Source organism: Streptococcus sp. HF-100, assembly GCF_015594635.1.
Classification (GTDB): Bacteria; Bacillota; Bacilli; order Lactobacillales; family Streptococcaceae; genus Streptococcus; species Streptococcus vaginalis.
On sequence record NZ_JADNQV010000002.1, the window covers coordinates 236,412 to 262,638 of the forward strand.

General features: G+C 39.2%; 26 protein-coding genes, 1 tRNA gene and 3 pseudogenes. 28 read left to right on the forward strand and 2 right to left on the reverse strand.

What is annotated here, in order from left to right:
- The first annotated feature begins 13 nt into the window (after window positions 1–13).
- The 3 genes from IYQ23_RS03450 to IYQ23_RS03460 all read left to right on the forward strand — a co-directional run bounded on the left by IYQ23_RS03450 (window position 14) and on the right by IYQ23_RS03460 (window position 2,056).
- Window positions 14–1,078 carry a PhoH family protein gene (locus tag IYQ23_RS03450; RefSeq protein ID WP_195674076.1) on the forward strand — a complete coding sequence of 355 codons (1,065 nt, stop codon included), beginning with the start codon at window positions 14–16 and terminating at the stop codon, window positions 1,076–1,078.
- Between the two features lie 127 nt (window positions 1,079–1,205).
- Window positions 1,206–1,706, forward strand: coding sequence for a GNAT family N-acetyltransferase (locus tag IYQ23_RS03455; RefSeq protein ID WP_195674077.1), 501 nt, complete (start codon window positions 1,206–1,208; stop codon window positions 1,704–1,706).
- Between the two features lie 2 nt (window positions 1,707–1,708).
- Entirely contained in the window at window positions 1,709–2,056 is a 348-nt protein-coding gene (locus tag IYQ23_RS03460) for a TfoX/Sxy family protein (RefSeq protein WP_195674078.1), read from the forward strand.
- Window positions 2,057–2,240: 184 nt separating this feature from the next.
- On the opposite strand, the gene ald is transcribed toward IYQ23_RS03460, so the two are convergent.
- Entirely contained in the window at window positions 2,241–3,353 is a 1,113-nt protein-coding gene (gene ald, locus IYQ23_RS03465; protein ID WP_195674079.1) for an alanine dehydrogenase, read from the reverse strand.
- A gap of 130 nt (window positions 3,354–3,483) precedes the next feature.
- On the opposite strand from ald, the pseudogene IYQ23_RS03470 reads away from it, so the two are divergent.
- The 23 genes and pseudogenes from IYQ23_RS03470 to IYQ23_RS03580 all read left to right on the forward strand — a co-directional run bounded on the left by IYQ23_RS03470 (window position 3,484) and on the right by IYQ23_RS03580 (window position 24,040).
- Window positions 3,484–4,060: pseudogene (locus IYQ23_RS03470) on the forward strand (GNAT family N-acetyltransferase).
- Window positions 4,061–4,201: 141 nt separating this feature from the next.
- Window positions 4,202–4,274, forward strand: a tRNA-Thr gene (locus IYQ23_RS03475).
- A gap of 41 nt (window positions 4,275–4,315) precedes the next feature.
- Window positions 4,316–5,045 (forward strand): annotated as a pseudogene (locus IYQ23_RS03480) (FAD-binding protein); the annotation flags it as partial.
- 283 nt (window positions 5,046–5,328) lie between these two features.
- Window positions 5,329–7,059, forward strand: coding sequence for an ABC transporter ATP-binding protein (locus tag IYQ23_RS03485; protein ID WP_195674080.1), 1,731 nt, complete (start codon window positions 5,329–5,331; stop codon window positions 7,057–7,059).
- Window positions 7,056–8,792 (forward strand): ABC transporter ATP-binding protein, encoded by a 1,737-nt coding sequence (locus IYQ23_RS03490; RefSeq protein WP_195674081.1) that lies wholly within the window; start codon window positions 7,056–7,058, stop codon window positions 8,790–8,792. Before IYQ23_RS03485 ends, IYQ23_RS03490 begins: the two co-directional genes overlap by 4 nt.
- Before the next feature lie 117 nt (window positions 8,793–8,909).
- Window positions 8,910–9,407 carry an rRNA maturation RNase YbeY gene (gene ybeY, locus IYQ23_RS03495; RefSeq protein WP_022526933.1) on the forward strand — a complete coding sequence of 166 codons (498 nt, stop codon included), beginning with the start codon at window positions 8,910–8,912 and terminating at the stop codon, window positions 9,405–9,407.
- The gene (locus IYQ23_RS03500; protein WP_022526932.1) at window positions 9,388–9,792 is read left to right on the forward strand and encodes a diacylglycerol kinase family protein; all 405 of its coding nucleotides are present in this window, start codon (window positions 9,388–9,390) and stop codon (window positions 9,790–9,792) included. The genes ybeY and IYQ23_RS03500 overlap by 20 nt, the downstream gene beginning before the upstream one ends.
- Window positions 9,793–9,859: 67 nt before the next feature.
- Window positions 9,860–10,759: a GTPase Era gene (era, locus tag IYQ23_RS03505; RefSeq protein WP_195674082.1), complete on the forward strand. Its 900-nt coding sequence runs from the start codon at window positions 9,860–9,862 to the stop codon at window positions 10,757–10,759.
- Window positions 10,760–10,855: 96 nt separating this feature from the next.
- Window positions 10,856–11,547: pseudogene (locus tag IYQ23_RS09680) on the forward strand (alpha/beta fold hydrolase).
- Window positions 11,548–11,549: 2 nt separating this feature from the next.
- On the forward strand, window positions 11,550–12,020 hold the full coding sequence (locus tag IYQ23_RS03515) for an NUDIX hydrolase (RefSeq protein WP_195674083.1): 471 nt from the start codon (window positions 11,550–11,552) through the stop codon (window positions 12,018–12,020).
- A 53-nt stretch (window positions 12,021–12,073) separates the two neighbouring features.
- The gene (locus tag IYQ23_RS03520) at window positions 12,074–12,598 is read left to right on the forward strand and encodes a DUF664 domain-containing protein (RefSeq protein WP_195674084.1); all 525 of its coding nucleotides are present in this window, start codon (window positions 12,074–12,076) and stop codon (window positions 12,596–12,598) included.
- Between the two features lie 8 nt (window positions 12,599–12,606).
- A complete protein-coding gene (locus IYQ23_RS03525) occupies window positions 12,607–13,050 on the forward strand; it encodes a GNAT family N-acetyltransferase (protein ID WP_195674106.1) in 444 nt (147 codons plus the stop codon).
- A 7-nt stretch (window positions 13,051–13,057) separates the two neighbouring features.
- Window positions 13,058–13,882, forward strand: a complete 825-nt coding sequence (gene mutM / locus IYQ23_RS03530; protein WP_195674085.1) for a DNA-formamidopyrimidine glycosylase — start codon at window positions 13,058–13,060, stop codon at window positions 13,880–13,882.
- 3 nt (window positions 13,883–13,885) lie between these two features.
- Entirely contained in the window at window positions 13,886–14,497 is a 612-nt protein-coding gene (coaE, locus tag IYQ23_RS03535) for a dephospho-CoA kinase (RefSeq protein ID WP_049517471.1), read from the forward strand.
- The gene (locus IYQ23_RS03540; RefSeq protein WP_195674086.1) at window positions 14,475–15,440 is read left to right on the forward strand and encodes an NAD(P)-dependent alcohol dehydrogenase; all 966 of its coding nucleotides are present in this window, start codon (window positions 14,475–14,477) and stop codon (window positions 15,438–15,440) included. The genes coaE and IYQ23_RS03540 overlap by 23 nt, the downstream gene beginning before the upstream one ends.
- Before the next feature lie 258 nt (window positions 15,441–15,698).
- Window positions 15,699–16,904, forward strand: a complete 1,206-nt coding sequence (locus IYQ23_RS03545) for a multidrug efflux MFS transporter (RefSeq protein WP_195674087.1) — start codon at window positions 15,699–15,701, stop codon at window positions 16,902–16,904.
- On the forward strand, window positions 16,888–17,037 hold the full coding sequence (rpmG, locus tag IYQ23_RS03550) for a 50S ribosomal protein L33 (RefSeq protein WP_003024746.1): 150 nt from the start codon (window positions 16,888–16,890) through the stop codon (window positions 17,035–17,037). The genes IYQ23_RS03545 and rpmG overlap by 17 nt, the downstream gene beginning before the upstream one ends.
- A gap of 39 nt (window positions 17,038–17,076) precedes the next feature.
- On the forward strand, window positions 17,077–17,310 hold the full coding sequence (secG, locus tag IYQ23_RS03555) for a preprotein translocase subunit SecG (RefSeq protein WP_003024744.1): 234 nt from the start codon (window positions 17,077–17,079) through the stop codon (window positions 17,308–17,310).
- A 91-nt stretch (window positions 17,311–17,401) separates the two neighbouring features.
- On the forward strand, window positions 17,402–19,735 hold the full coding sequence (rnr, locus tag IYQ23_RS03560) for a ribonuclease R (protein WP_195674088.1): 2,334 nt from the start codon (window positions 17,402–17,404) through the stop codon (window positions 19,733–19,735).
- Window positions 19,698–20,165 carry an SsrA-binding protein SmpB gene (gene smpB / locus IYQ23_RS03565; protein WP_022526922.1) on the forward strand — a complete coding sequence of 156 codons (468 nt, stop codon included), beginning with the start codon at window positions 19,698–19,700 and terminating at the stop codon, window positions 20,163–20,165. The genes rnr and smpB overlap by 38 nt, the downstream gene beginning before the upstream one ends.
- A gap of 181 nt (window positions 20,166–20,346) precedes the next feature.
- Window positions 20,347–21,048, forward strand: a complete 702-nt coding sequence (locus IYQ23_RS03570; RefSeq protein WP_195674089.1) for a helix-hairpin-helix domain-containing protein — start codon at window positions 20,347–20,349, stop codon at window positions 21,046–21,048.
- Complete coding sequence (locus IYQ23_RS03575) at window positions 21,032–23,260, forward strand: DNA internalization-related competence protein ComEC/Rec2 (protein ID WP_195674090.1); 2,229 nt, start codon at window positions 21,032–21,034, stop codon at window positions 23,258–23,260. Before IYQ23_RS03570 ends, IYQ23_RS03575 begins: the two co-directional genes overlap by 17 nt.
- A gap of 81 nt (window positions 23,261–23,341) precedes the next feature.
- Window positions 23,342–24,040 (forward strand): DUF805 domain-containing protein, encoded by a 699-nt coding sequence (locus IYQ23_RS03580; RefSeq protein WP_229311924.1) that lies wholly within the window; start codon window positions 23,342–23,344, stop codon window positions 24,038–24,040.
- A 142-nt stretch (window positions 24,041–24,182) separates the two neighbouring features.
- Here the strand turns inward: IYQ23_RS03580 and IYQ23_RS03585 are convergent, their stop codons facing one another.
- Entirely contained in the window at window positions 24,183–24,341 is a 159-nt protein-coding gene (locus IYQ23_RS03585) for a hypothetical protein (RefSeq protein WP_003031708.1), read from the reverse strand.
- 203 nt (window positions 24,342–24,544) lie between these two features.
- Between IYQ23_RS03585 and IYQ23_RS03590 the strand changes: the two genes are divergently transcribed.
- Together IYQ23_RS03590 and IYQ23_RS03595 are read left to right on the forward strand one after the other, a co-directional pair.
- The gene (locus IYQ23_RS03590) at window positions 24,545–25,531 is read left to right on the forward strand and encodes a Gfo/Idh/MocA family protein (RefSeq protein WP_195674091.1); all 987 of its coding nucleotides are present in this window, start codon (window positions 24,545–24,547) and stop codon (window positions 25,529–25,531) included.
- 24 nt (window positions 25,532–25,555) lie between these two features.
- Complete coding sequence (locus IYQ23_RS03595; protein WP_195674092.1) at window positions 25,556–26,209, forward strand: uracil-DNA glycosylase; 654 nt, start codon at window positions 25,556–25,558, stop codon at window positions 26,207–26,209.
- Window positions 26,210–26,227: the final 18 nt, after the last annotated feature.

The window sequence follows — 26,227 nt, forward strand, 5'->3', positions numbered from 1 at the left end:
AGAGGTTCTTTATTTGCAAGAACATTCAGTAGAAATTACCTTACAGCATCCGGATGATGCTTTTCATCTTTTTGGTTCCAATGAACGTCACTTGCGTTTAATGGAACAGGAGTTACAGGTAACCATTCATGCAAGGACGGAGGTTGTCCAGATTATCGGTAGCGAAGCAGCTTGTGAGGAGACTCGCCAGGTGCTTCAAGCTCTGCTAGTTTTGGTGAATCGCGGGATGACGATTGGGACACCAGATGTAGTGACGGCTATTACCATGGTCAAAAATGGTGAAATTGATAAGTTTGTGGCTCTGTATGAGGAAGAAATTATCAAAGATTCTTATGGCAAGCCCATTCGTGTCAAGACCCTAGGGCAGAAAGTTTATGTCGATAGCATTAAGAACCATGATGTTGTCTTTGGGATTGGACCAGCAGGAACAGGTAAGACTTTTCTTGCCGTAACTTTGGCTGTGACAGCGCTGAAGCGAGGGCAGGTCAAACGGATTATATTGACTCGTCCGGCGGTTGAAGCTGGTGAGAGTCTAGGATTTTTACCAGGGGATCTAAAAGAAAAAGTAGACCCTTATCTACGACCAGTTTACGATGCATTGTATCAGATTTTAGGCAAGGATCAAACAACGCGCCTTATGGAGCGAGAAATCATAGAGATAGCCCCCTTGGCTTACATGCGTGGACGGACCTTGGATGATGCCTTTGTCATTCTCGATGAGGCGCAAAATACGACCATCATGCAGATGAAGATGTTCTTGACGCGTTTAGGTTTTAATTCTAAGATGATTGTCAATGGAGATATCAGCCAGATTGACTTGCCGAAGAATAGTAAATCAGGTCTCATTGATGCGACAGAGAAATTGAAAAATATCAAGCAAATTGATTTTGTTTACCTGTCAGCCAAGGACGTTGTGCGTCATCCTGTGGTTGCAGAGATTATCCAAGCCTATGAACATTCTACTGAAGTGGTGCATCATCATTTTTCTAAAGAAGAAAAATCAAGTTTGACCAATTCCAAAATCGTCGGTGAGCCAGCCAAGGAGTCAGAAGATGATGAAGGAAAAGCTCTTGACTAATCTGGACAAGTTGCACACGACTGATTTTGAGGAAGTACGCTTGCAAAAGAATCTGCTACGTGACTGATGACTATCAATGCATCTTCCTATGTCATAATCACAGGACACAGAAAGTAAGAATTAAAAAATGATTGACCAACTATCTAAGTATTACAGTTGTAGAATACTAACTGAAAAGGATATTCCAAGTATTTTATCTTTATATGAAAGCAATCCTCTATATTTTCAGTATTGTCCACCAAAGCCAAATTTGGCAAGTGTAAAAGAGGACATACTTCGTCTACCTGAAGGTAAAGCTAAGGCTGATAAGTTTTATGTTGGATTTTGGAATGGCTCTGACCTTGTGGCTGTTATGGATTTTGTCTATGCATATCCTGATGAGGAGACTGTTTTTATTGGTTTGTTTATGGTTGATCAAGCCTATCAGAGGAAAGGGATTGGCAGTCAGATTGTGACAGAAGCGCTAGCTTATTTTGCTAACAACTTTCGAAAAGCACGTTTGGCCTATGTTAAGGGAAATTCTCAATCTCAGCATTTTTGGGAAAAGCAGGGCTTCAAACCAATTGGAAGTGAGGTCAAGCAAGAACTCTATACGGTTGTTATCGTTGAACAGAGCTTAGGAGATTAGAAATGGCATCAAGTAAGAACTATTTGGAATTTGTTTTGGAGCAATTATCAGGATTAGATGATGTGACTTACCGTTCCATGATGGGGGAGTATATTCTTTACTTCCGTGGCAAGATTATTGGTGGCATTTATGACGATCGCTTTTTAGTTAAACCCGTGCAAGCAGTCTTAGATAAGATTGACCAACCTTCTTTTGAGTTTCCATACGAAGGTGCCAAAGAAATGATTTTAGTGGAAGACCTTGAAAATCAGGTGTTTCTAGAAGACTTAATTTTAGCCATGTATGATCAATTGCCGCTACCTAAACCTAAAAAGAAAAATAAATGGAATGAAGCAAAGAGGTGGATTTGAAAGCTCTTTTCTTATAGTTATACGACTTAAAATGATAAGTAAAAAAGAGTCTGGGACAATAGCGTCTCAGACTCAAATTATTTTTATAATAAATGAGTAGTGTAGTAGGTGATTGTTCAAAAAAACTGCAAGGTGGTGTATAGGACTTGCGAAGCAAGTTGGCATATCCTTTTATTTTCAAAACTTATACTAAATCATTGATATCGGTGTAGTCACGATTAAGCCCTTCTGCGACGGGTCGGCTAGTGAGATAACCTTTATAAGTAGTCACTCCTTGTTGTAGCCCCCAATCATCTGCAATAGCTTGTTCAAACCCTTTGTCCGCCAAAGCTTCAATGTAAGGAAGTGTTACATTTGTTAAAGCAAGAGTTGATGTGCGAGCAACAGCACCAGGTATGTTGGCAACGGCATAGTGAAGTACACCATGTTTTTCATAGACAGGTTCATCGTGAGTGGTTACACGATCAGCAGTTGCAACAACTCCACCTTGGTCAACGGCTACGTCAACGATGACAGAACCTGGACGCATTTGGCTGACCATATCATCCGTAACGAGTTTAGGTGCTTTGGCACCAGGGATTAGCACGGCTCCAATCACTACATCAGCATCTTTGACGCTTTCAGCAATATTGAAAGAATTAGACATAAGGGTCTGGATTTGGTGACCAAAAAGGTCTTCTAGTTCTGACAGTCGTTTAGCGCTGATATCAAGAATAGTAACATGCGCTCCCAGTCCTAAAGCGATGCGAGCTGCGTGTGTCCCAACAACTCCACCTCCGATGATAGTGACTTTTCCTTTAGGAACACCAGGAACGCCGCCTAGTAGCACGCCGGAACCGCCTTCTTGTTTGGTTAGAAAGTGAGCCCCAATCTGCACAGCCATTCTCCCTGCAACCTCACTCATAGGAACGAGCAGAGGAAGTTTTCCTTCTTGGTCACGAACGGTTTCGTAAGCAATCCCTGTTGTCTTGCCCACAATCATCGCATCGGCCAATTTAGGCGCAGCAGCCATGTGTAGATACGTGAAAAGCAAGAGGTCATCACGTAAGAAACCGTATTCAGTAGCTAAGGGTTCTTTGACTTTGACAACTAGATCAGCTGCCCAAACTTTGGCTGCAGTTGTAACAATTGTCGCTCCCTGTGCTTTGTAGTCAGCGTCTGTAAATCCAGAACCAAGACCAGCTTTGGTTTCAATCAAAACCTGATGACCTTTTTGGACGAGACTGTGAACGCCAGCTGGTGTTAAAGCAACACGATTCTCATTGTTTTTAATTTCTTTTGGAATACCGATTAACATAGATTTACTCCTTTTTTGAGATGTTTTTATTGTATATGAAAACGCTTTAAAAATCAAGGCAAAATTAGAAACATTGATTTCAGTGAATATTTATGTTATGCTATGAGGCAACATAGGAGGTTCGTGTAAAATGGAAAGTATTTATCTAAAGCTAGCTGAAAACCGAACTTTGGAAACAGAGCGCCTGCTCCTACGACCTGTGACCTTAGATGACGCTGAGGGCTGAGGCTATGTTTGAATATTCTTCTGATGAAGAAAATACTCGCTATACTTTTTTACCTAACAAAGACTTGGAAGAAACTAAAAATATTATTGCTCGTTTGTTTATGGGTCGACCACTTGGAAATTGGGGGATTGAGTTAAAAGAAAATGGAAAACTGATTGGCAGCATTGACCTACACAAGTTAGATCCGGTCCTCAAAAAGGCGGCTATCGGCTATGTGATTCATAAGAATTACTGGAATCAGGGCTTGGCAACGGAAGCTTTGAAAGAAATAATCCAGCTGGCTTTTGAAAGTTTGAATATGAATATGTTGGTGGCTCTCCATGATGTGGAAAATCCAGCTTCAGGACGAGTTATGGAAAAAGCTGGTATGAACTTTTCTCACATAGATCCGTATGCTGCCTTGGATTTACATAAAGAAGGTCGAATTTCTCAGAGAGCTTATTATCGTTTGACAAAGGAAGATTATTTAAAAAAATATTGATGTGAATGTGAGATTTATAGGAAATTTCAATGGTGACTAGGTTCTTTTTGGAACGTTCTAGCAAAATTTTTTTCTTTTAATGAAAACATTTTTCAAATCTATTGACAAGAATCTATCTGCATGATATAGTAGATAGGTACTGCTGATTTAGCTCAGTTGGCAGAGCGCATCCATGGTAAGGATGAGGTCGCCGGTTCGATCCCGGCAATTAGCATGAAGAACAGGAAAAAGCCCAATTTTAATGGGCTTTTTTGCATTGGTGACGATATTAAGACATCAAATTCATCAGCTATTATAGGTGATGGTATTCTCTTAGGTCAAAGCGTTGGCACAGACCTAGTCGGTTTGGACTTCTATCAAATAATGCCGGCAAATAATGCTAGTATCTGACCCGATTACAGGCGCCTCCGGCTAACTTCATCATGGTCAATACTTAAGGAAAACGTTTTGTAGATGAGTACGGTAGTCGAGATAAATTGGACCAAGCAGCGATTGACAATGGCGGTCTTTTCTATCTGATTGCAGACGAAAATATCAAAGAAACGGCTTATAATACCAGTCAAGAAAAGATTGATGCGCAGGTAGCACATGGAATGATTTACCGATCAGATAGTTTGGAAGAGTTGGCTTAACAGCGACAAATGGAGCTACAGGTCTTTATCAAGACGATCACAGCTTATAATATTTATGTTGATGCGGGCTATGATCCTGAATTTGAAAAGGAAGCTTTCGATCTCAAGGTTGAAAAAGCACCGTTTTATGCCACTCTTCGAAAACCAGCCGTTCACCACACTATGGGTGGGCTTAAGATTGATACGGAAACACATGTTATCAATAAACAAGGACAAGTTATCCAAGGTCTCTATGCAGCTTGAAAGTAGCTGGCGGATTGCATGCCGGAAACCGTTTAGTTGGCAATTCTCTTACTGATATTTTCACTTTTGGACGTATCGCAGCCGAAACCGCTATTGCAGAGAAATGTTAATCTTGATTTTTAGGTAGAAATCCTCTCAGTTTTGGGAGGATTTTTTGTAAATATTCTTGACAAGCATTTCTTTTAATGTTAAAGTATTAACTAATTAAAAGTAGAAAGGAGAATGTATCATGAATGATGTAAAACAAAACAGTACTCAGGTATATCATACGACAGAACTCCTTTCTAGCACAGCACTGTAATTTATTTTTGATGAAAAAATAAATAAAACAAGTAAGCTCAGGACAGGTTTATTCTGTCTTGGGCTTTTTTGTGCGTTTCGGGAAGGATTAGGATGATTAAAAGTTTGTTTGGATATATAAAAGAGCATAAATGGTTATATTTATCCATTGCTCTGGTTTTACTATTGTATGATTTTACCATGTTGATTCCAACACAGGTGATTCAGCGTTTGGTAGATCATCTGTCGCATCATACTTTGACACAGCAGAATTTAATTAGAGACGTTGGTTTGTTAGCTTTGGTGACAATTTGCAACTATCTGTCGGCTTACTATTGGCATTTAAAAATATTTCAGTCGTCTATTGACTATAAGTTTCTCATGCAAAGAAGAGCTTTTGAGAAATTGGTAGCTATGAGAACGCCTTTCTACGAAAAATTTCGTTCTGGCGATATTCTAACGCGTTTTTCAACAGATGTTGAGGGAATGATGGAGATGGCTGGCTATGGGATTGTCATTCTCTTATACGCAGGAGGCATGATTGCCTTTGTCGTTCCGACCATGTTTTTTATCTCATGGGAAATTAGCTTACTGGCTATGCTTCCGCTTATGATATTGATGATATGGATTTATGTTCTTGGGAAAAAACAAGATAAATTAGTTGAAAATAATCGTGAAGCAGTGGCATCTTTGAATGATGAGGTATTGGAAACGATAGAGGGAGTCCGAGTTGCGCGTGCTTATAGCAAGAAAGCAACTCAGAAAGAACAGTTCCAATTGCGCACGAAAGCTTTATCTAAGGTCGGCGATCAAATTGCTGGCATTCAATATCTTTACGCACCGCTCTCCTCGGTCTTTATCGCTTTATCAACGATTATTGTGCTTCTTATTGGTGCTGCTTTTATAAAAACGGGACAGTTGACAATTGGGCAAGTGATTGCTCTTCAATTGTATATGATTAGCCTGATTGAACCTTTTTGGATGCTGTCGGATTTTATCTTGGTCTATCAAACGGGGAAGACGTCTTTTAAAAAGGTAACAGAACTGATTGAAACGACAGATGATATGGAAATGAGTGGAAAAGAGGAGTTGCAACATCTTATCTCTATTCGTTTTCAGGATTATCATTTCACTTATCCACAAACAAAAAGACCTAGCTTGCGTAACATAGCTTGGCAAATTGAAGCAGGAAAGACGTATGGTATTGTTGGAAAAACTGGCTCTGGTAAAACAACCTTAGTTCGTCAGCTTCTTCAGCAATATCCTATTGGACAAGGTGAATTTCAGATAAATGGAAAATCTGTCGGTCACTATTCACGTCAGTCGATTGAAGCGATGATTGGCTATGTCCCACAGGAACATATTTTATTTTCAAAATCCGTCAAAGACAATATTGCCTTTGGCAAGAGGAATGCGACATTAAGTGATATTGAGCGGGCTATTGAAACAGCGGCATTTTCAGAAGATTTAAAACGAATGCCAGACGGACTGGAAACTCTTATTGGTGAGAGGGGAGTGTCAATATCTGGCGGTCAAAAACAAAGAATTTCTTTGGCACGCGCTTTTATTAGACAGCCAGAAGTCCTTATTTTGGATGATTCTTTGTCTGCAGTTGACGCTCAGACAGAACGCCGAATTATCCAAAATATCCAGAAGGTACGAGCGAATCAGACAACAATCATTGTGACGCACCGTTTGTCAGCTATCCAGCAGGCAGACTGGGTTCTTGTCTTAGAAGACGGACAAATTATAGAAGAAGGGACTCCGAACCAGTTGCTTAATAAAGGAGGTTGGTACGCCGAACAATATCAGCGGCAGCAACATCAGAAAGGAGGGAGTGAATGAGTATCATTAGTCGTTTATTAAAAGAACTAAAAGTTGTTCGAATTGCATTTTTTCTTGCGGTTGGAATTGCTGTCTTAGCAACGGTGACTAGTCAACTGTCCCCTCTCTTTTTGAGAAATATGATAGACGGACCGCTTACACAGATTGGAAACGGAAAAGATTGTCAGGTTCAGCTTTTGCAATTAGCTGGATTATACCTAATTGCTGTAGTTTTGGGGAGTGCCTTGACTTACTTAGGCGACCGACTTTTAGCGCATTGTGGCAACAAAGTCGCCGAACATCTGAGAAATGAAGCTTATCAAGTCATGCAAAATTTGCCGATTTCTTACTTTGATGATAAGCCGGCAGGGAAGATTGCGACCAGAATTGTAAATGATACGGAAACCTTACGCAGACAATTTTATGCCAGTTTGGTTAGTGTTTTGATTCAAGTCCTTCGGATTGTTTTTACCTACGTTTTGTTGTTTTATCTTAATCCGCTTGCTGCCTCTATGCTGTTGCTGTTGCTTCCTGCTTTTTATGGGATACAAGTATTTTATAAAAAACTAACGGACAAGCCGATGAAAGACTTTTATGATTCACGTAGTGACATCAATAATCAAGTGAATGAATTGATGCATGGAGCTAGTCTGATACAGCTATATCATCAGGAAAAAACTGTTCTTTCAGAATTTGATGTAACTGCCCGAAAAATGAGCCAAGCTGATAAACAAATTGTATGGGTAAGCGCTCTTTCGTCTTGGCCGTTAACGGAATTTTTGAAAAATGCAGTGCTTGCTGTTATTTTGACAATAGTTGGTCAGCAATTTTTAGGCGGTCATAGCGTTATTACCGCAGGTGTACTGTTTGTCTATCTCAATTATATTATTGATTTATTTGAGATGATGGGTTTTCTGGTTCGACTTTTCCCGAATGTACAACGATCATTGGAAACAGGAAAACGAGTTTTAGAATTGCTAGATCAACCTCAGGAAGCGGATGAGAAAACGCAGTTAATAGTCAATAAAGGTGAGGTTGTGTTTGAACATGTGAGCTTTGCATATGAGAAAGAAAAAACTATCCTGCACGATATTAGCTTTAAGGCAAAGCAAGGAGAGACGATTGCTTTGGTAGGGCATACCGGCTCTGGAAAATCTTCTATCATGAACCTACTTTATCGTTTCTACGATCCCCAAAAAGGGAAAATATATATTGATCAACAAGACATCCAACAATATTCTCGTGAAAGTCTTCGTAGTCACATGGGGATTGTTTTGCAAGATCCTTATCTATTCACAGGAACACTAGCAACTAATGTAGCGATGAGCCATTCAGGCATCAATCGTGAAAAAGTTTTGGAATCTTTAGAAAAAGTCGGTGCAGGGGACTTGCTGGCTCGTTGTAAAGAAGGAATTGATGAGCCTGTAAAGGATAAAGGGGCAGCATTTTCAAGCGGTGAACGGCAACTGATTTCATTTGCTCGAGCTCTCTATGCTAATCCTCAAATTTTAATATTGGATGAAGCAACTTCTCATATTGATACAGAAACCGAAGAACTGATTCAAAAAGCAATGGCGGTGGTCAAGGAGGGGAGAACGACTTTTATCATTGCTCACCGTTTATCCACCATTCAAGATGCAGACCAAATTTTGGTTATTTCTGAAGGAAAGATTGTGGAGAGAGGGAAACATGATACATTGGTAAAACAAAATGGAATCTATGCGCAAATGAGCCGTCTCCAGCAACAAGTATAAGTTTTGAAAGAAAAAATGTGCAATAAAGAGCAGAACTAAATAGTAAATGATTTATAAATCAGGCATCCCTATCTGAAATATGGTATAATGAAGTGATACTAATAAAGTGGGTGTAATATGTATATAGAAATGGTCGACGAGACAGGGCAAGTTTCAGAAGAAATCATCAAGCAAACACATGATATACTGGAATTTGCTGCTAAAAAGATTGGCAAAGAAGAAAAAGAAATGGCAGTGACATTTGTTACCAACGAGCGCAGCCATGAGCTGAATTTGGAATATCGAAATACAGATCGTCCGACAGATGTTATCAGCTTGGAGTGCAAGCCTGAGCTGGACATTGCCATTGACGAGGAGGATTTACTAGAAAATCCTGAGCTGGCGGAAATGTTAGAGGATTTTAATGCCTATATCGGAGAACTCTTTATTTCCATAGATAAGGCGCGTGAACAAGCAGAAGAATATGGTCACAGTTTTGAGCGGGAGATGGGGTTTCTTGCAGTGCATGGTTTTTTGCATATCAATGGATACGATCACTATACGCCGGAAGAAGAGGCGGAAATGTTTGGTTTACAGGAAGAAATTTTGACTGCTTATGGACTTACAAGACAATAAAAAAAACAAGCGCAAATGGAAGAATCGGGATGTCATTTCGAGTTTAGAATTTGCTCTGACAGGGATTTTTACGGCAATCAAAGAAGAACGTAATATGCGTAATCATGCCGTTTCAGCAGTTGCGGTCGTGCTTGCAGGATTGCTTTTTCGGGTATCTGCGATAGAGTGGCTCTTTCTCTTTTTGAGTATTTTTCTAGTCATTTCTTTTGAGATTATGAACTCTGCTATTGAAAATGTGGTAGACTTAGCTAGTGATTATCACTTCTCCATACGAGCTAAAAATGCCAAGGATATGGCAGCAGGAGCTGTTTTGGTTGTTTCGGGTTTTGCGGTTATAACAGGATTGATTATTTTCGTTCCGAAAATTTGGAATTTACTTTTTTAACATGAAAATCGGAGAATCCTTTCCGATTTTCTTATATTAGACTAATAAGGAATAAACGAGGTGAAAAATGACCTTTAAATCAGGATTTGTTGCTATTTTAGGACGTCCAAATGTTGGAAAGTCTACTTTTTTAAATCATGTTATGGGGCAAAAGATTGCTATCATGAGTGATAAGGCTCAGACGACTCGTAACAAGATTATGGGAATTTACACGACAGATCAGGAGCAGATTGTTTTTATTGATACGCCGGGGATTCATAAGCCTAAGACTGCCTTGGGCGACTTTATGGTGGAATCCGCTTACAGTACCTTGCGTGAAGTGGATACAGTTCTTTTTATGGTTTCTGCCGATGAAAAACGCGGTAAGGGTGATGATATGATTATGGAGCGTTTAAAAGTGGCTAAAGTTCCTGTTATTTTGGTCATCAATAAAATTGATAAAGTACACCCGGATCAGCTGCTGAGTCAGATTGATGATTACCGCAAGCAGATGGACTTTAAGGAGGTTGTGCCAATTTCTGCTCTTCAAGGCAATAATGTTTCGCATCTAGTTGATATTTTAAGTGAAAACTTAGAGGAAGGTTTCCAATATTTCCCAGCTGACCAGATTACCGACCACCCTGAGCGTTTTTTGGTTTCTGAGATGATTCGGGAAAAGGTTTTATTGCTGACACGTGAAGAAATTCCGCATTCAGTAGCGGTAGTCATTGACAGTATGAAGCGGGATAAGGAGACTGATAAAGTGCATATCCGTGCTACCATTATGGTGGAAAGAGACAGTCAAAAGGGCATTATCATCGGCAAAGGCGGCTCTATGCTTAAGAAAATCGGCTCTTTGGCACGCCGCGACATTGAACTCATGCTGGGTGATAAAGTCTTTCTTGAAACTTGGGTTAAAGTCAAGAAAAACTGGCGGGACAAAAAGCTAGACTTGGCAGATTTTGGATATAACAAAAAGGAGTATTAGAGGCTGAGGAAGATGAGGTCGTTATTTGTTGCAGAAAAAGGTCACCAAAATGATAAAAGTATTGTCCTTTTGCATGCGTCTGGTTCTAGCAGTTAGATGTGGGCACATCATATCGCTGAGTTAAAAAATGATTTTCACTGTATAGCTGTTGATTTGCCTGGACATGGTTCTAGCCGCGACATTGGGTGGACAAATTTTAATGATGTTACAGAAATGATTGCTGATATCATCAAAAACAGGGCTCACGGCAAGCCGCACCTTGTTGGACTATCGTTGGGAGGCAGTCTCGTTCTTAAATTGTTGGAAAAACATGCTGATTTATTTGATAGAGCGATTGTTGACGGTGCCTGTCACCACCCTATAAAAGGCTACCGCAAAGTCATTGCCGGTGTTTACATCATGTCGTTATTAAAAAACACTAAGCTAATGGGCAACCTTATGGCAAAAATGATGCAGAAAGATGGTGTACCTGAAGAGAGCTATCGTTAGTTCATAATGGATTTGCAAAGGGCTTCTGCTAAGTCTTTTCGCCGAGCAATGTTACAGGCAAATCTGCTGAGGATTACTGCAAATTTCGACAATCCTGTTTTCTCTGTTTCGGGCGGTAAAGAATCGAAGTCAATTCATGAATCTCATAAAGAATTGGCAAGAAAAAACAGACTGAGTAATTGTGCCTATTATCCAAATAAAGGGCATACTTGGTTGTTTAGTGATATTGACACGCATATACAATTACTCCGCTACTTTTTTAAGACGGAGCATTTCCATATAAATTGAAAGGTTTCTAAATATGGACTACATTTCCTACATTCGCTCAAAAGTTGGGCATGACAAGGTTATCCTGACCTTTGCTGGTGGTATTTTAGCAGATGACAAGAGATGCGTGCTGTTGCAACTACGCGGGGATAAGAAAACATGGGCTATTCCAGGCGGTGCAATGGAGCTTGGCGAATCCACTCTTGATACTGCTAAGCGTGAATTTTTTGAAGAAACTGGCATTGAAGTAGAAGCTACTCGTTTTCTCAATGTTTATAGTAATTTCGAGGAAGTTTATCCGAATGGTGATGCGGTGCAGACGGTTGTCTTCATCTATGAGCTGGCGGCGGTTTCACCAGTGAATATTGCAGATTTTCACAATGAGGAAACTCTACGCCTGCGTTTCTTTTCTAAGGAAGAAATTGAGAATTTAGAATCTGTGAGTAGTAAGCATCGCCTGATGTTAGCTGAGTATTTTGATGACAACTTTGCGATGGGACATTGAGTTGAGATTGACATATAATCCGTGATTAATTTATTTTTTAAGGAGGTAGGGCAATGGAATTTGTAAATCTTTTAGTGGAAAATGTGGAACGAGCCGAGGAGCGTTTTTTGTCGGTGCTGACTAATTTATCTGTGGAAGAAGCGAATGCTTTTCCGGTTGCGGATACAGTTCCATCCATTAAGTCTGTGACTTGGTTGACTTGGCATACGGCGCGGGAGCTGGATTTTCAGATTGCTGATTTAGCTAAGACCGAGCCAGTCTGGTTCTCTAAAGGTTGGAAGAAAAAGTTTGCCTTGGATTTGCCAGATGATACGGAAGATTGGCACCATACTCCTCAAGAAGCGCATAAAGTTGTGGTGACAGATATTGAGTTGCTCAAAGACTATCTGTCTGATGCGGTTGCGGCAACAATTGCTTATTTATTAGAGGTGAATGAAGACAGTTTGGACGATGTTGTTGATGAGAATTGGACTCCAGCTATTAAACGTGGGAATCGTTTAGTATCGATCATTGACGATGCTGCTATGCATTCAGGTCAGGCAATCTATGCTCGCCGCCTGCTAGGAATAGAAGATTGAAAAAGGTAATGGTAGGGGAAATTCGAGCGGTTGAAAAATCTCATCTAGCTGACTGGGCTTACTTTGCTCATTTAGCTTGGAAGATAGAGAAAAAGAAATTACTAGCAGCATTTTCTGAAGGCAAATTTCCTAATGAATTTTTATACTACTTAGAGGGAGAAGCCGTTGCTTGGATCAGCTTATCTATGCGTTCGGAGTATGTGGAAGGATCAGAGCAACTTCCTATCGCATATATTGAAGGCATAGCGGTAGCACCTGCTTTTCAAAGAAATGGCATCGCTCATCAACTTCTAGAGTTTGCACAGTCGTGGGCGAAAGAAAAAGGAGTGTACCAGCTAGCTTCAGATTGTGATATAGACAATGTAGTCAGTCAAGCTTTTCACAAGAGTGCGGGATTTGAAGAAATAAGTCGAACTGTTCATTATATGTTACATTTGGATAAGAAAGGATAAAGATTTTATGCCCGAATTACCAGAAGTAGAAACGGTACGCCGTGGTTTAGAGCGGCTGGTTAAAGGAAAAGAGATTGAAAAGGTAGATGTCCGTTATGCCAAGATGATTGGAACGGGGGCAGATCCTTTTGTCTTAGAATTACCGGGGCAAAGCATTGATGCTGTTGGGTGTCGGGGCAAGTATCTGATTTTTTATTTGACGAATTGGGTGCTGATTTCGCATTTGCGCATGGAAGGAAAGTATCTTTTCTATCCTGAAGAGGTCCAGTTGACGAAGCATTCTCATGTAATTTTTCATTTTACAGATGGCAGCAGCCTCGTTTATCAGGATGTTCGGAAATTTGGTACGATGGAGTTGTTGAGAAAAGAGCAATTAGAATCCTATTTTACTAAGCGAAGACTAGGACCAGAACCGACCGAATCAGATTTTCATTTACTGCCATTTGAAACCGCTCTGAAAAAATCTAAGAAATTGATTAAACCTTACCTGTTGGATCAAACTTTAGTAGCTGGTCTTGGCAATATCTATGTAGATGAAGTATTATGGCGGGCGCAGATTCATCCGGCAAGAGCAGCTCAAAGTTTGACTGCTGGAGAAGCAGAGGAATTACGCAAGCAGATTATTGCAGTCTTGCAGCTAGGTATTGAAAAAGGCGGTTCAACCATTCGCACCTACCGCAATGCTTTGGGAGAAGACGGAACCATGCAGGATTTCCTACAAGTCTATGGAAAAACAGGCCAACCTTGTACTAGATGCGGTCACGAAATTGAAAAAATCAAACTAGCTGGTCGTGGAACTCACCTTTGTCCACATTGTCAAAAAATGAGGTAGGACATGGCAAAAATAATCGGAATTACAGGCGGTATTGCTTCTGGCAAATCGACAGTCACAAATTATCTCAGGCAAAAGGGCTATCAGGTCATTGATGCGGATCAGGTGGTCCATGAATTGCAGGCGAAAGGCGGTAAACTCTATCAAGCATTGGTCAGCTGGCTAGGGTCTGCTATCTTGAACGAAGCAGGTGAGCTTGATCGTCCTAAACTATCTCAGCTCATTTTTTCTAGCCAAGAAAATTTAGCGAAATCTTCCCAGCTACAAAATGATATCATTCGGAAAGAGTTAGCCAATCGACGCGACCAACTGGCTAAGACTGAGGAGACTTTCTTTATGGATATTCCGCTCTTATTTGAGCAGGATTATGCAGACTGGTTTGATGAGGTTTGGCTGGTTTACGTGAATCCAGAGACACAAATCAAGCGGTTGAAGGCACGAAATGGCTATTCACAAGAAGAGGCGCAGCAACGCCTTGCCAGTCAGATGAAGCTGGAGGATAAAGTTCCTTATGCAGATTTTGTAATCAAAAATGATGGCAATTTAGAAGAGCTGATAGAACAGATTGATAAGAAGCTTAGGAGATTAAGAAATGATGAAAGCAATGGTTTATAGAGGAGGCGATTTGGGGAATGCTTTTGAAGTAAAAGAGATAAAACGCCCAATTCCTAAGGAACACCAGATTCTAGTGAAAGTAAACTATTCTTCTCTAAATAATGTTGACTATGAGCGCTTTAAAGGGAAAAAACTGTCTTTGTTTGCTCGAGCAACCCTTCTTTTTGGAGGTAAAGGAAAAATTTTGGGAGGTGAAGTTTCAGGGCAGGTCGAAGCAGTTGGAGAACAAGTTCAAAACTTTAAAAAAAGAGATGAGGTCTTTGGTCAAACATTAGGTTTCATGGCTTTCGGAGCTTGGGCTGAATATGCTTTACTGGAAGAAAAGCAGACTGTACTTAAACCAAGCTACCTCTCATATGAAGAAGCAGCTGTTTTAGCTAGTGCCTCTAAGACAGCCATAGGCGCTTTATGTACAGGGCAATTGCAGTCTGGTCAGAGTGTCTTAATTTATGGTGCTTCGGGCGGTGTAGGGCATCTTTTAGTGTGTTACGCCAAAGCTTTAGGAGCATCTATAACCGGTGTATGCAGCCAGCGCAATTTGAAGATGGCAACTGATTTGGGATGTGATAGAGTCATTGATTATCAACATGATGACTTTGAGAAAGCAGCAGGAAAGGATGATCTCATTTTAGCCGTTAATGGACATGTTGATTTGAAGATACTAAAGGCACATTTGAAGAAAGATGGTATTCTAGTAGGTGTAGGAGCGAGCTATCTGCCTGCTTCATTCTTGCAATCTTTCTTTTCAAAAAGGGTTCGCTATTTTAGTTACTTTCTAAAACCAAGAGCAGCTTATTATAATGAAATGCAGATGTTAGTGATGAAGAAAGAAATCAAACCTTTCATTGATAAGGTCTATCCCATTACTCAGGTTTCACAAGCCATCCAATATGTGATGAACGAACACCCCCAAGGAAAGATTGCTTTAAGAATGCATTTTTAGTATAGACAACCCTATATTAGATAGGCTATCATTCAGATGATGCTCAAAGTAGTCTAATAGATTGATTATTGGTTAATGACAAAGGATAAGAATTGTGTCAATTGAACATTGATTATAAAAAATTTTTAGAGACTGGCTGGGAAAATCATTATTAAAAATGCACAACTAGGATCTTCAGAAGAATTAAAAAGGCAGAGTGATGTTTATTATTCTGTGTTATAAACAAGTTGGAAAGAAGATGATTTTATTAAGAATCAAGTGAATTGGAAACGGAATTTATGGATTGCTTGGTTGGGGAACTTTTTTATAGGTGCTAGCCTGTCACTAGTTGTTCCCTTTATGTCTTTATACGTGGAAGAATTAGGCGCTAGAGGCTCTATGGTTGAATTTTATTCAGGCTTGGCGGTTTCGAGTACAGCTTTGACAGCAGCGCTTTTATCGCCTGTCTGGGGAAGTTTAGCTGATAGGTACGGTCGCAAACCAATGATGATTCGGGCAGCTTTTGCAATGACCTTTACGATGGGAGGCTTGGCTTTTGTACCGAATGTATTTTGGCTCATTGTATTGAGACTGTTAAATGGGGTGTTTTCTGGTTATGTACCGAATAGCACGGCTTTGATTGCTAGTCAAGCTCCTAAAAAACACTCTGGTTATGCCTTGGGAACATTGTCAACAGGTGTCGTAGCGGGGACTCTGATGGGACCTCTTTTGGGAGGAATGATTGCTCAAAGCTTGGGAATGAGAAATGTCTTCCTTTTGGTTGGATTTTTCTTGTTTGTTGTTACTTTGTGGACCATTTTTGGGATAAAAGAAGATTTTCATCCCGTCTCTAAGGAAAAAGAAGTTTCGACCAAGCAACTCTTTCAACGAATTCCTCAAAAGTCAATCCTTTTTGCTTTGTTCATTACTAGCATGGTGATTCAGATGATTGGGCAGTCCATTTCCCCTATTTTGACACTTTATATCCGCTCTTTAGGGCAAAAAGAAAATCTGCTGCTAGTATCTGGTGCAATCGTTTCAGCTATGGGAGTTTCAAGCATATTTTCATCTAGTTGGCTGGGAAAACTAGGAGATAAAATGGGAAATCACCGTTTGCTCTTACTGGCTCTTTTGTATAGTTTTGTTATTTATATTTTCTGTGCGAGGGCTGGTACGCCACTTGAATTGGGAATTTATCGTTTTCTGTTTGGTCTGGGGACGGGTGCGCTTTTGCCTGGAGTTAGCTCTCTGCTCAATAAAATTACTCCAAAAGAAGGTATTTCACGGATTTTCAGTTACAATCAAACCTTCTTTTATATTGGTGGCGTTATTGGACCGTTAATGGGGTCAGCTATTTCTGTTCATTTTGGCTATCATTGGGTTTTCTATAGCACAGCAGGTTTAGCTTTATTGAACTTCTTCTTTTTATTGTTTAGTTTTAGAAAATATTTAGGAGCAAAGGAAATCAGTGCGAGTAAAAATTAATTTAAAGTGTTCTTCTTGCGGCAGTCAGAATTATTTAACGAGTAAAAATATGAAAACACATCCAGAAAAGGTTGAGGTATTAAAATACTGTCCCAAAGAAAGAAAAGTGACCTTACATCTTGAATCAAAATAAGTTTTATGGTAAAATAAATGAGATTTTAAGGAGTTTGATATGTATAATTTATTATTAACCATTTTATTGATTTTATCAGTATTTATTTTAATTGCAATTTTTATGCAACCAACCAAAAATCAATCAAGTAATGTATTTGACGCAAGTGCGGGTGATTTGTTTGAACGACCAAAAGCCAGAGGATTTGAAGCAGTTATGCAGCGTTTGACGGGAGTGATGGTTTTCTTTTGGTTGTTGATTGCATTAATGCTGACAATCTTATCTAGTAAATAAAATGGGCTCTGACTTTGTCTTTGCCTATTTTTTCTGTAGTAGATGAGTAAAGGCGACTTAAAGTTTAGAAAACATAAGAAAAAAGGAAAGAATGAAAGAAGAAATTTTAAGCTATTTAAGAGAAAAAAAAGAAGCTAGTATGGATGAACTGGCGCAGGGATTAGGGAAAGAAAAGGCGAAAGACTTTAGAAACCTAGTCAAAACGATTTCTGAAATGGAGCGAAAACGTCAGCTGGCCTTTAGCGATGCAGGGAAAATCCAGCTTCGCAAAGAAAAGCAAATGCTTACCTTGAAAGGAATCTTTCACGCCCATAAAAATGGCTTTGGTTTTGTTACCTTAAATGAAGAAGAGGATGATCTTTTTATTGGTCGCAATGATGTCAACTATGCGATTGATGGTGATACGGTAGAAGTTGCAATCACTAAGGTTGCAGATCGCAGCAAGGGAACATCTGCTGAAGCCAAGGTTATTGATGTTTTGGAACACAGCTTGAAAACAGCAGTGGGTCAGCTTATCTTAGACGAAGAGAAGCCTAAGTATGCTGGCTATATTCGGTCAAAAAATCAGAAAATCAGTCAACCTATTTATATTAAGAAGCCTGCTTTGATTTTGGATGGAACAGAGATTTTAAAAGTAGAGATTGATAAATATCCAACTAAAAAGCATGACTTTTTTGTAGCTAATGTTTTAGATGTGGTCGGTCATAAGGATGATCCAGGAATTGATGTTCTGGAAGTTTTGGAGTCCATGGATATTGTGTCTGAGTTTCCAGAAAGAGTTTTGAAGGAAGCATCAACGATTCCAGAGGCGCTGTCTGAAAAAGATTTTGAAGGACGTTTAGATCTGCGTAATGAAATTACCTTTACCATTGACGGGGCGGATGCGAAAGATTTGGATGATGCAGTTCATATCAAGAAGCTGGAAAACGGGCATTTTGAACTAGGAGTTCACATTGCAGATGTTTCTTACTATGTCAAAGAAGGATCTGAGTTGGACAAGGAAGCCCTCAATCGAGCGACATCGGTTTATGTGATTGACCGAGTGGTGCCTATGCTACCTGAGCGCCTGTCCAATGGCATCTGCTCGCTCAATCCTAATGTAGATCGGCTGACGCAATCGGCTATCATGGAGATTGACCAAAAAGGTCAAGTTGTCAAGCATACTATTACTCAAACAATCATTAAAACTACCTTTCGTATGACCTATAGCGATGTGAATGACATGATTGCAGGAGATGAGGAAAAACGAGCAGCTTTTAAAGCGATTTTACCGAGTGTTGAAGCAATGGTGGAACTTCATACAATTCTTGAGCGGATGCGATACAAACGTGGAGCTCTTAATTTTGATACGAAAGAAGCTAAAATTTTGGTCAATAAGACCGGACGTCCAGTAGATATTGTTTTGCGCCAGCGTGGACTTGCGGAGCGTATGATTGAGTCCTTTATGCTAGTCGCCAATGAAACAGTGGCGGAGCATTTTGCTACGTTAAACCTGCCCTTTATTTATCGAATCCACGAAGAACCTAAGGCTGAAAAAGTACAGAAGTTTATTGACTATGCTTCCACTTTTGGCGTTCGGGTTTACGGAACTGCTAATTCTATGAGCCAATCTGCCCTTCAGGATATTATGAAAGCAGTTCACGGTCAGCCTTATGAGGAAGTGCTGTCTATGATGCTTTTGCGCTCCATGCAGCAGGCTCGTTACTCAGAGCACAACCACGGTCATTATGGTTTGGCAGCCGAGTTTTATACTCACTTTACTAGTCCGATTCGCCGTTATCCAGACCTTTTGGTTCACCGTATGGTGCGCGATTACGGGCGTTCTAAGAAAATAGCAGAGCATTTTGAGCAAGTCATTCCAGACATTGCCAGTCAGTCTTCCAGCAGGGAACGGCGAGCTATTGAAGCAGAGCGAGAAGTAGAAGCTATGAAAAAGGCTGAGTTTATGGAAGAATTTGTGGGAGAAGAATTTGATGGTATTGTATCAAGCGTTGTTAAATTCGGTCTTTTTGTTGAACTTCCAAACACAGTTGAAGGTTTGATTCATGTAACCAACCTGCCAGAATTTTTCCACTACAATGAACGCAATCTAACTTTACAGGGTGAAAAGTCAGGTGTTGTTTTCCGTGTCGGTCAACAGATTCACATTAAGCTAGTTCGGGCTGATAAGGCTACGGGAGAGATTGACTTTGAATACCTACCTAGTGAATATGACGTGATTGAAAAGAGAAAGCAATCCAATCGTGATAGGCGTCAACAGTCGCATCAAGATAACAGAGAACGAAGAGACAAATCTCCGAAAGGAAAAGCTCCTAGGGATAAGAAATTAAAGAAAAACAAGGGCAAGAAACCCTTTTATAAAGAAGTGGTAAAGAAAGGAAGCAAGAATGGCAAAGGGAGAAGGAAAGGTCGTAGCGCAAAATAAAAAAGCACGACACGACTATACGATTGTTGATACGATTGAAACGGGCATGGTTCTGACCGGAACTGAAATCAAAAGTGTGCGGGCTGCACGAATTAACCTGAAAGACGGCTTTGCTCAAGTCAAAAACGGAGAGGTCTGGCTCAGTAATGTTCACATCGCTCCCTATGAGGAGGGCAATATCTGGAATCAAGATCCTGAACGTAGGAGAAAATTGCTATTGCATAAAAAGCAAATCCAGAAATTAGAGCAGGAAACCAAAGGAACTGGAATGACTTTGGTTCCCCTCAAAGTTTATCTTAAGGACGGTTATGCCAAGTTACTTTTAGGATTGGCTAAAGGGAAACACGACTATGACAAGCGTGAATCCATTAAACTTCGTGAGCAAAATAGAGACATTGCTCGGACGATGAAGGCTTATAATGTGAGATAATATACAAGATGTAAAAATCGGAAGTTGTTTCCGATTTTTTAGTAGTTCGAGGTAGTTGATTGGTCAATCTTTATCAAAAACCCTTTTCTAACATGGCAAAATCTGAGAAATTTTTTCAGCTTTTTTATTTGTTTTACGAATAAATAGATAAAGCAAATTTTCATTCAACTTAGGAGGAAAGATGTTAGAGACAATCATTGAAAAGATGAAAGAGTATAAAATTTTGATTGGTCTAAGTTTGATTGGTTTGATAATAGCAGGATTTTTTCTGATGACTAGTAAATCTGCTAGACAATCTAATGTGGGAGATATTGCACAAGAGGCCACAAATGCAAAACTAGAACGGAAAGAAACTTCAACTGAAACGAAGAAAAACTCACAGAAAGAAAAAGCAGAGCCTCAAACGAGTTCCAGTGAAGAATCAGAATTTTTAACCGTAGATGTCAAGGGTGCAGTCAAAAATCCAGGTATTTATCAACTGAAAAAGACCAGCCGTATCAATGATGCGATTCAAAAAGCAGGTGGTTTAACGACAGACGCTGATAGCAAATCCGTCAATTTGGCGCAAAAGCTAACGGATGAAGCTGTTGTTTATGTGGCAACTATGGGTGAGAATGCGGCGAGTGTTTCAAGCAATACAGGACAATCTTCAACGTCAGGAACTAGTGAAGTCGCATCGCAAAAAGGGAATAAGGTCAATCTAAATACAGCTGATTTATCTGAGCTGCAGACCATTTCTGGTATTGGTCAAAAACGTGCACAAGATATTTTAGATTATCGTGAGGCAAACGGGAAATTTAATTCTGTTGATGACTTGAAAAATGTATCAGGAGTAGGCGCTAAAACACTAGAAAAATTGAAAGAATATGTCACAGTGGATTAAAAAATTTCCGATTAAGCCAATTTACATTGCTTTTTTGCTTGTCTGGTTATATTTTGCAATCTATCAAAGTAGCTGGTTAGGCTGGTTGGGTTTTATCTTTCTAGTAATTCGTCTTTTTCGCTTTTATTCACCAAAAGAATGTTTCATGACCTTCATGATTCTCTCTTGTTTTGCTGGTTTTTTCTTTGTTCGTAGGGAAATGGTAGAGCAGAAGACGAAAGTAGAACCTTCTCCCGTAAGACAAGTAGCAGTTCTACCTGACACGATTAAGGTAAATGGAGATTCACTTTCTTTCCGTGGTAAAACAAATGGGCAGACTTATCAAGTTTACTACAAATTGAAATCAAAGGAAGAACAATTGGCTTTTCAAAATCTCTCTAGTTTGGTTACATTGACAGTTGAGGGAGAATTTGAAATCCCTGAGAAGAAGCGTAATTTTGCTGGTTTTGATTACCAATCTTATTTAAAAACGCAAGGGATTTATCGAATTTTAAAAGTAGATACCATTTTATCGAGCCAAGATAGAATCAGCTTGCACCCTTTGGAGTGGTTCTCTAGCTGGCGAAGAAAGGCACTGGTATTTATCAAGAACCATTTTCCAAATCCGATGAGTAATTACATGACGGGGCTCTTATTTGGCGCCTTGGATACAGCCTTTGACGAAATGAGCAATCTTTATTCTAGCTTGGGAATTATTCATTTATTTGCGCTGTCTGGCATGCAAGTTGGCTTTTTTATGGAGGGATTTCGCAAGTTACTGTTAAGGCTGGGGTTTACGCAGGAAATGGTTCATAAATTTCAATATCCATTTTCTTTCTTTTATGCGGGAATGACTGGATTTTCAGTATCCGTTGTACGGAGCTTAGTTCAGAAATTATTATCGCAACATGGTATCACTAAGTTAGATAATTTTGCTTTAACGATGATGATTTTGTCCTTGATTATGCCGTCCTTTCTTTTGTCGGCAGGAGGAGTTCTCTCTTGTGCCTATGCTTTTGTCATTAGTGTGATAGATTTTGAAAGTTTGACTTCTTGGCGAAAGGTTGTTGTAGAGAGTAGTGTCATTTCACTTGGTGTTTTACCGATTCTAATCTTTTACTTTGGCGAATTTCAACCTTGGTCTATTTTGTTGACATTTGTTTTTTCACTAATTTTCGATGCAATGATGCTGCCAGGCTTGACGTTGATTTTTCTTTTTTCGCCTTTGATAAAGCTAACTCAGGTCAATTTTCTATTTGAAGGGTTAGAAAATAGTATTCGTTGGATAGCAAGTGTCTTTGGCAGACCAATCGTTTTGGGGCAGCCCAGTCCGCTTTTGCTGATTATTATGCTGCTTGTATTGGCTATTTTGTATGATGCTAGAAAAAATAAAAAATGGGTAATATTTCTTAGTCTGTTTCTTTCATTACTCTTTTTCATAAATAAATTTCCTTTGCAAAACGAGATCACAATGGTGGATGTCGGGCAAGCAGATAGTATTTTTCTGAGAGACTGGAAAGGAAAAAATGTATTGATTGATGTTGGCGGACGTGAGGAAATTAGAACAAAAGAAGCTTGGCAAAAACGAGCAACTAGCTCAAATGCAGAGAAAACTTTGATTCCTTACCTAAAAAGTCGTGGCGTAGATACGATTGATACTTTAGTCTTAACAAATCCTAATCCAGATTATGCAGGAGATGTATTAGGAGTTGCTAAAAAGTTTGCAATAAAGAAAATTTATATTTCCAGAAGTAGTCTAAACAATGCAGATTTTCTAAAGAAATTAGGGGAGACAAACACATTCATTCATGTCGTAAAACAAGGCGACAAACTTCCTATTTTTGATCATCATTTGCAAGTTCTTTCGGGTGCTAGCAAGAACGACCATTCGATCGTTTTATATGGTCAGTTTTTCCGTACAAGATTTTTATTTGCAAGCGATTTGAAAGAAGAAGAGGAAGCAAAGCTGATGCAACATTATCCAAAGTTGAAAACAGATGTCTTGAAAGTCGGGCAACATGGAGCCAAGGACTCATCAAGTTCAAAATTTTTGCAACAAATAGAACCAACGGTTGCGCTCATTTCTGTCGGGAAAAATAATCAATCTAAGCAACCTAGTCAAGATACAATAGAGCGATTTGCACAATTGCCTGCTAAACTCTATCGGACAGATGAACAAGGGGCAGTTAAATTTTCAGGGTGGACAAACTGGCGATTAGAAACGGTCAAGTAATTGTTCTCTAAAAATTAATTTCCATTGATTTATTAGGGAAAGTATGATATTCCTATTAGAAATTAAAATGTTAGGAGATTTATGATGTTTACAGCTTATAAAAAGTTTTGGACTCACTATGCTGATTTTGAAGGAAAATCAACTAGATCTGACTATTGGTGGTCTGTTTTGTACAATATTTTAATTACACTTCCATTTGGTATTATGGCTTTTGGGTCAATTTTGGTTGCAATCTTCAATGTTGTACAGCAAGCGACTTATTATGATTATGAAGGAGAATTTGATCCAAGTATTTTTATAAGTAGTTTAGGTTCCGAATTTTTTATCATTATTTTATTGAGTGTTTTTGGGATAGCAACTTTAGTCCCAAATTTGGCGATTATTGTGCGTCGTTTGCGGGATGCTGGCTATCATTGGGCATTTATCTTTTTATATGCAGGTCCTATACTTTTGATGTGGGTTCCATTTTTAAATATCTTGGGTGCTTTAGCTATGTTACCATGTTCTATCGCTCTAATTGTCTTACTTTGTATGCCAACTAAAGTACAACCTATGGTTTACCAAGGACAGTTTACAACGCAACAAGCACAACCTCAGCAACAACCTGTTCAAGCACAACAATTTACTCAACCACAAGAACCAGTTCAAGAACAAGCAGTTGAACCTGAAATAACACCAAATCAACCTCAACAAGAATCTGCGACTACAACTGAAACTCCAGAACAAGTTGTTCAATCAGATGAGAAAGAGTTGGACTCAGCTATCTCTGAAGATAACTAAACTAGAAATGCTCCAATAATGCATTGGGGTGTTTTTTAGAAATGACGATTTTTTTAATATCATTTTTAGGAATTTATTCCTGAATAAGCCAATCTTATATCTCATTTATCTCATTAGAAAAATGACCTATTTAAGCCAATTTTTAGTCTTTATTTGGATCGTTGTGATAATCAATGATAAAGCAAATGATAGCAATCGCAAAAATAAATAATCCAAATCCGATAATAGTTTTTATTATGATATTTGAAAAGTAAAATAAAGCAATAACCAAAAGTAAAAATACAATAAACCAAGACCACATAAAATTGCTCCCTTCTCAATTTATTATAACATAAAGGAATATTCTGAATAATTGTAATCCTTGATTTTATTCGATTGTTTAGATAGAAAAGCATAGTTTGATTTCATAGGATTTTGTCAAAAGGGATGTCTCTGCACAAAAAGTCAGCTAAATGAAGGAAAATTTGGTATGATAAAGATAATTATGTAGCTAGGAGAATGACCATGGAAAATAAGGTACGCTATAATTGGGCAACTTTAGGTACAGGTGTGATTGCTAATGAATTGGCACAGGCCTTGGAGAAATTGGGTGGAAAACTCTATTCTGTTGCCAATCGAACGTATGCAAAAGGTGTGGATTTTGCACAGAAATATGGTATTGAAAAAGTTTATGATCAGATTGATGACGTATTTAAGGACGAAAATGTGGACATTATCTATATTTCCACACCACATAATACGCATATTGATTTTTTACGAAAAGCATTAAAAAACGGGAAACACGTTTTATGTGAGAAGTCCATTACGTTAAATTCAGAAGAATTGGAAGAAGCAGTTTTATTAGCCGAGCAAGAACATGTCGTTTTGGCAGAAGCGATGACGATTTACCACATGCCAATCTATCGAAAATTGAACAACATCATTTCTAGTGGTCAATTGGGTGATCTAAAAATGATTCAAATGAACTTTGGTAGCTACAAAGAATATGATATGACAAATCGTTTCTTTAATCGTCAGCTTGCTGGCGGTGCACTGTTAGATATTGGCGTGTATGCCTTGTCATTTGTTCGGTGGTTTATGACATCTAGCCCTAACCAAGTCCTTTCGCAAGTGAAATTTGCACCAACGGGTGTCGATGAGCAAGCAGGGATTCTTCTAACGAATGCCGAAGGAGAAATGGCGACTTTGACCTTGAGTCTCCATGCTAAACAGCCTAAGCGAGGAACAATTGCTTATGATAAAGGCTATATTGAAATATATGAATATCCTCGAGGACAAAAGGCGGTTATTACCTATACGGGGGACGGGCATCAAGAAATCATTGAAGCTGGAAAGACGAGTGATGCTTTAATGTATGAAATACTTGATATGGAAGAAGCAGTAGCTGGTGACAAAGATGAGATGTACTTGCATTATAGTCGTGATGTCATGAAAATCATGACAGATTTACGAAAAGAATGGGGAATGACCTATCCTGAGGAAGAAAAGTAATTGAGTATAGAAGAGGAGAAAACAATGGAACATTCAGCTTGGCATAGTTTGATTAAGCAGCAATTGCCTGAAGGGTATTTTGGTAAAATCAATTACTTTTTAAATCAAGTTTATTCATCAGGCACAATCTATCCACCGCGTGAAAAAGTTTTTAATGCGATTCAAACGACGGATTTAGCAGATGTAAAAGTAGTGATTTTGGGACAAGACCCTTATCATGGTCCGCGTCAAGCGCAGGGGCTGAGCTTTTCAGTACCAGATGATATTCCAGCGCCGCCTTCTCTTCAAAATATTTTGAAAGAGTTAGCAGATGACATTGGCATCAAAGAATCTCATGATTTGACACCATGGGCACGGCAAGGAGTCTTGCTGCTGAATGCCAGTTTGACTGTTCCTGCTGGGCAAGCAAATGGACATGCCGGTCAAATCTGGGAACCGTTTACGGATGCTGTGATTAAGGTTGTCAATGAAAAAGATACACCTGTTGTCTTTATACTCTGGGGCTCTTATGCACGCAAGAAAAAAGCCTTGATAACTAATCCTAGACATCTCATTTTAGAATCTCCTCATCCGAGTCCCTTATCCGCTCATCGTGGATTTTTTGGCAGCAAACCTTTTTCTAAAACCAATGCCTTTCTAACAGCGCAAGGGATAGAGCCGATAAATTGGTTATTATAAGTAGTTTTATATAGTGGT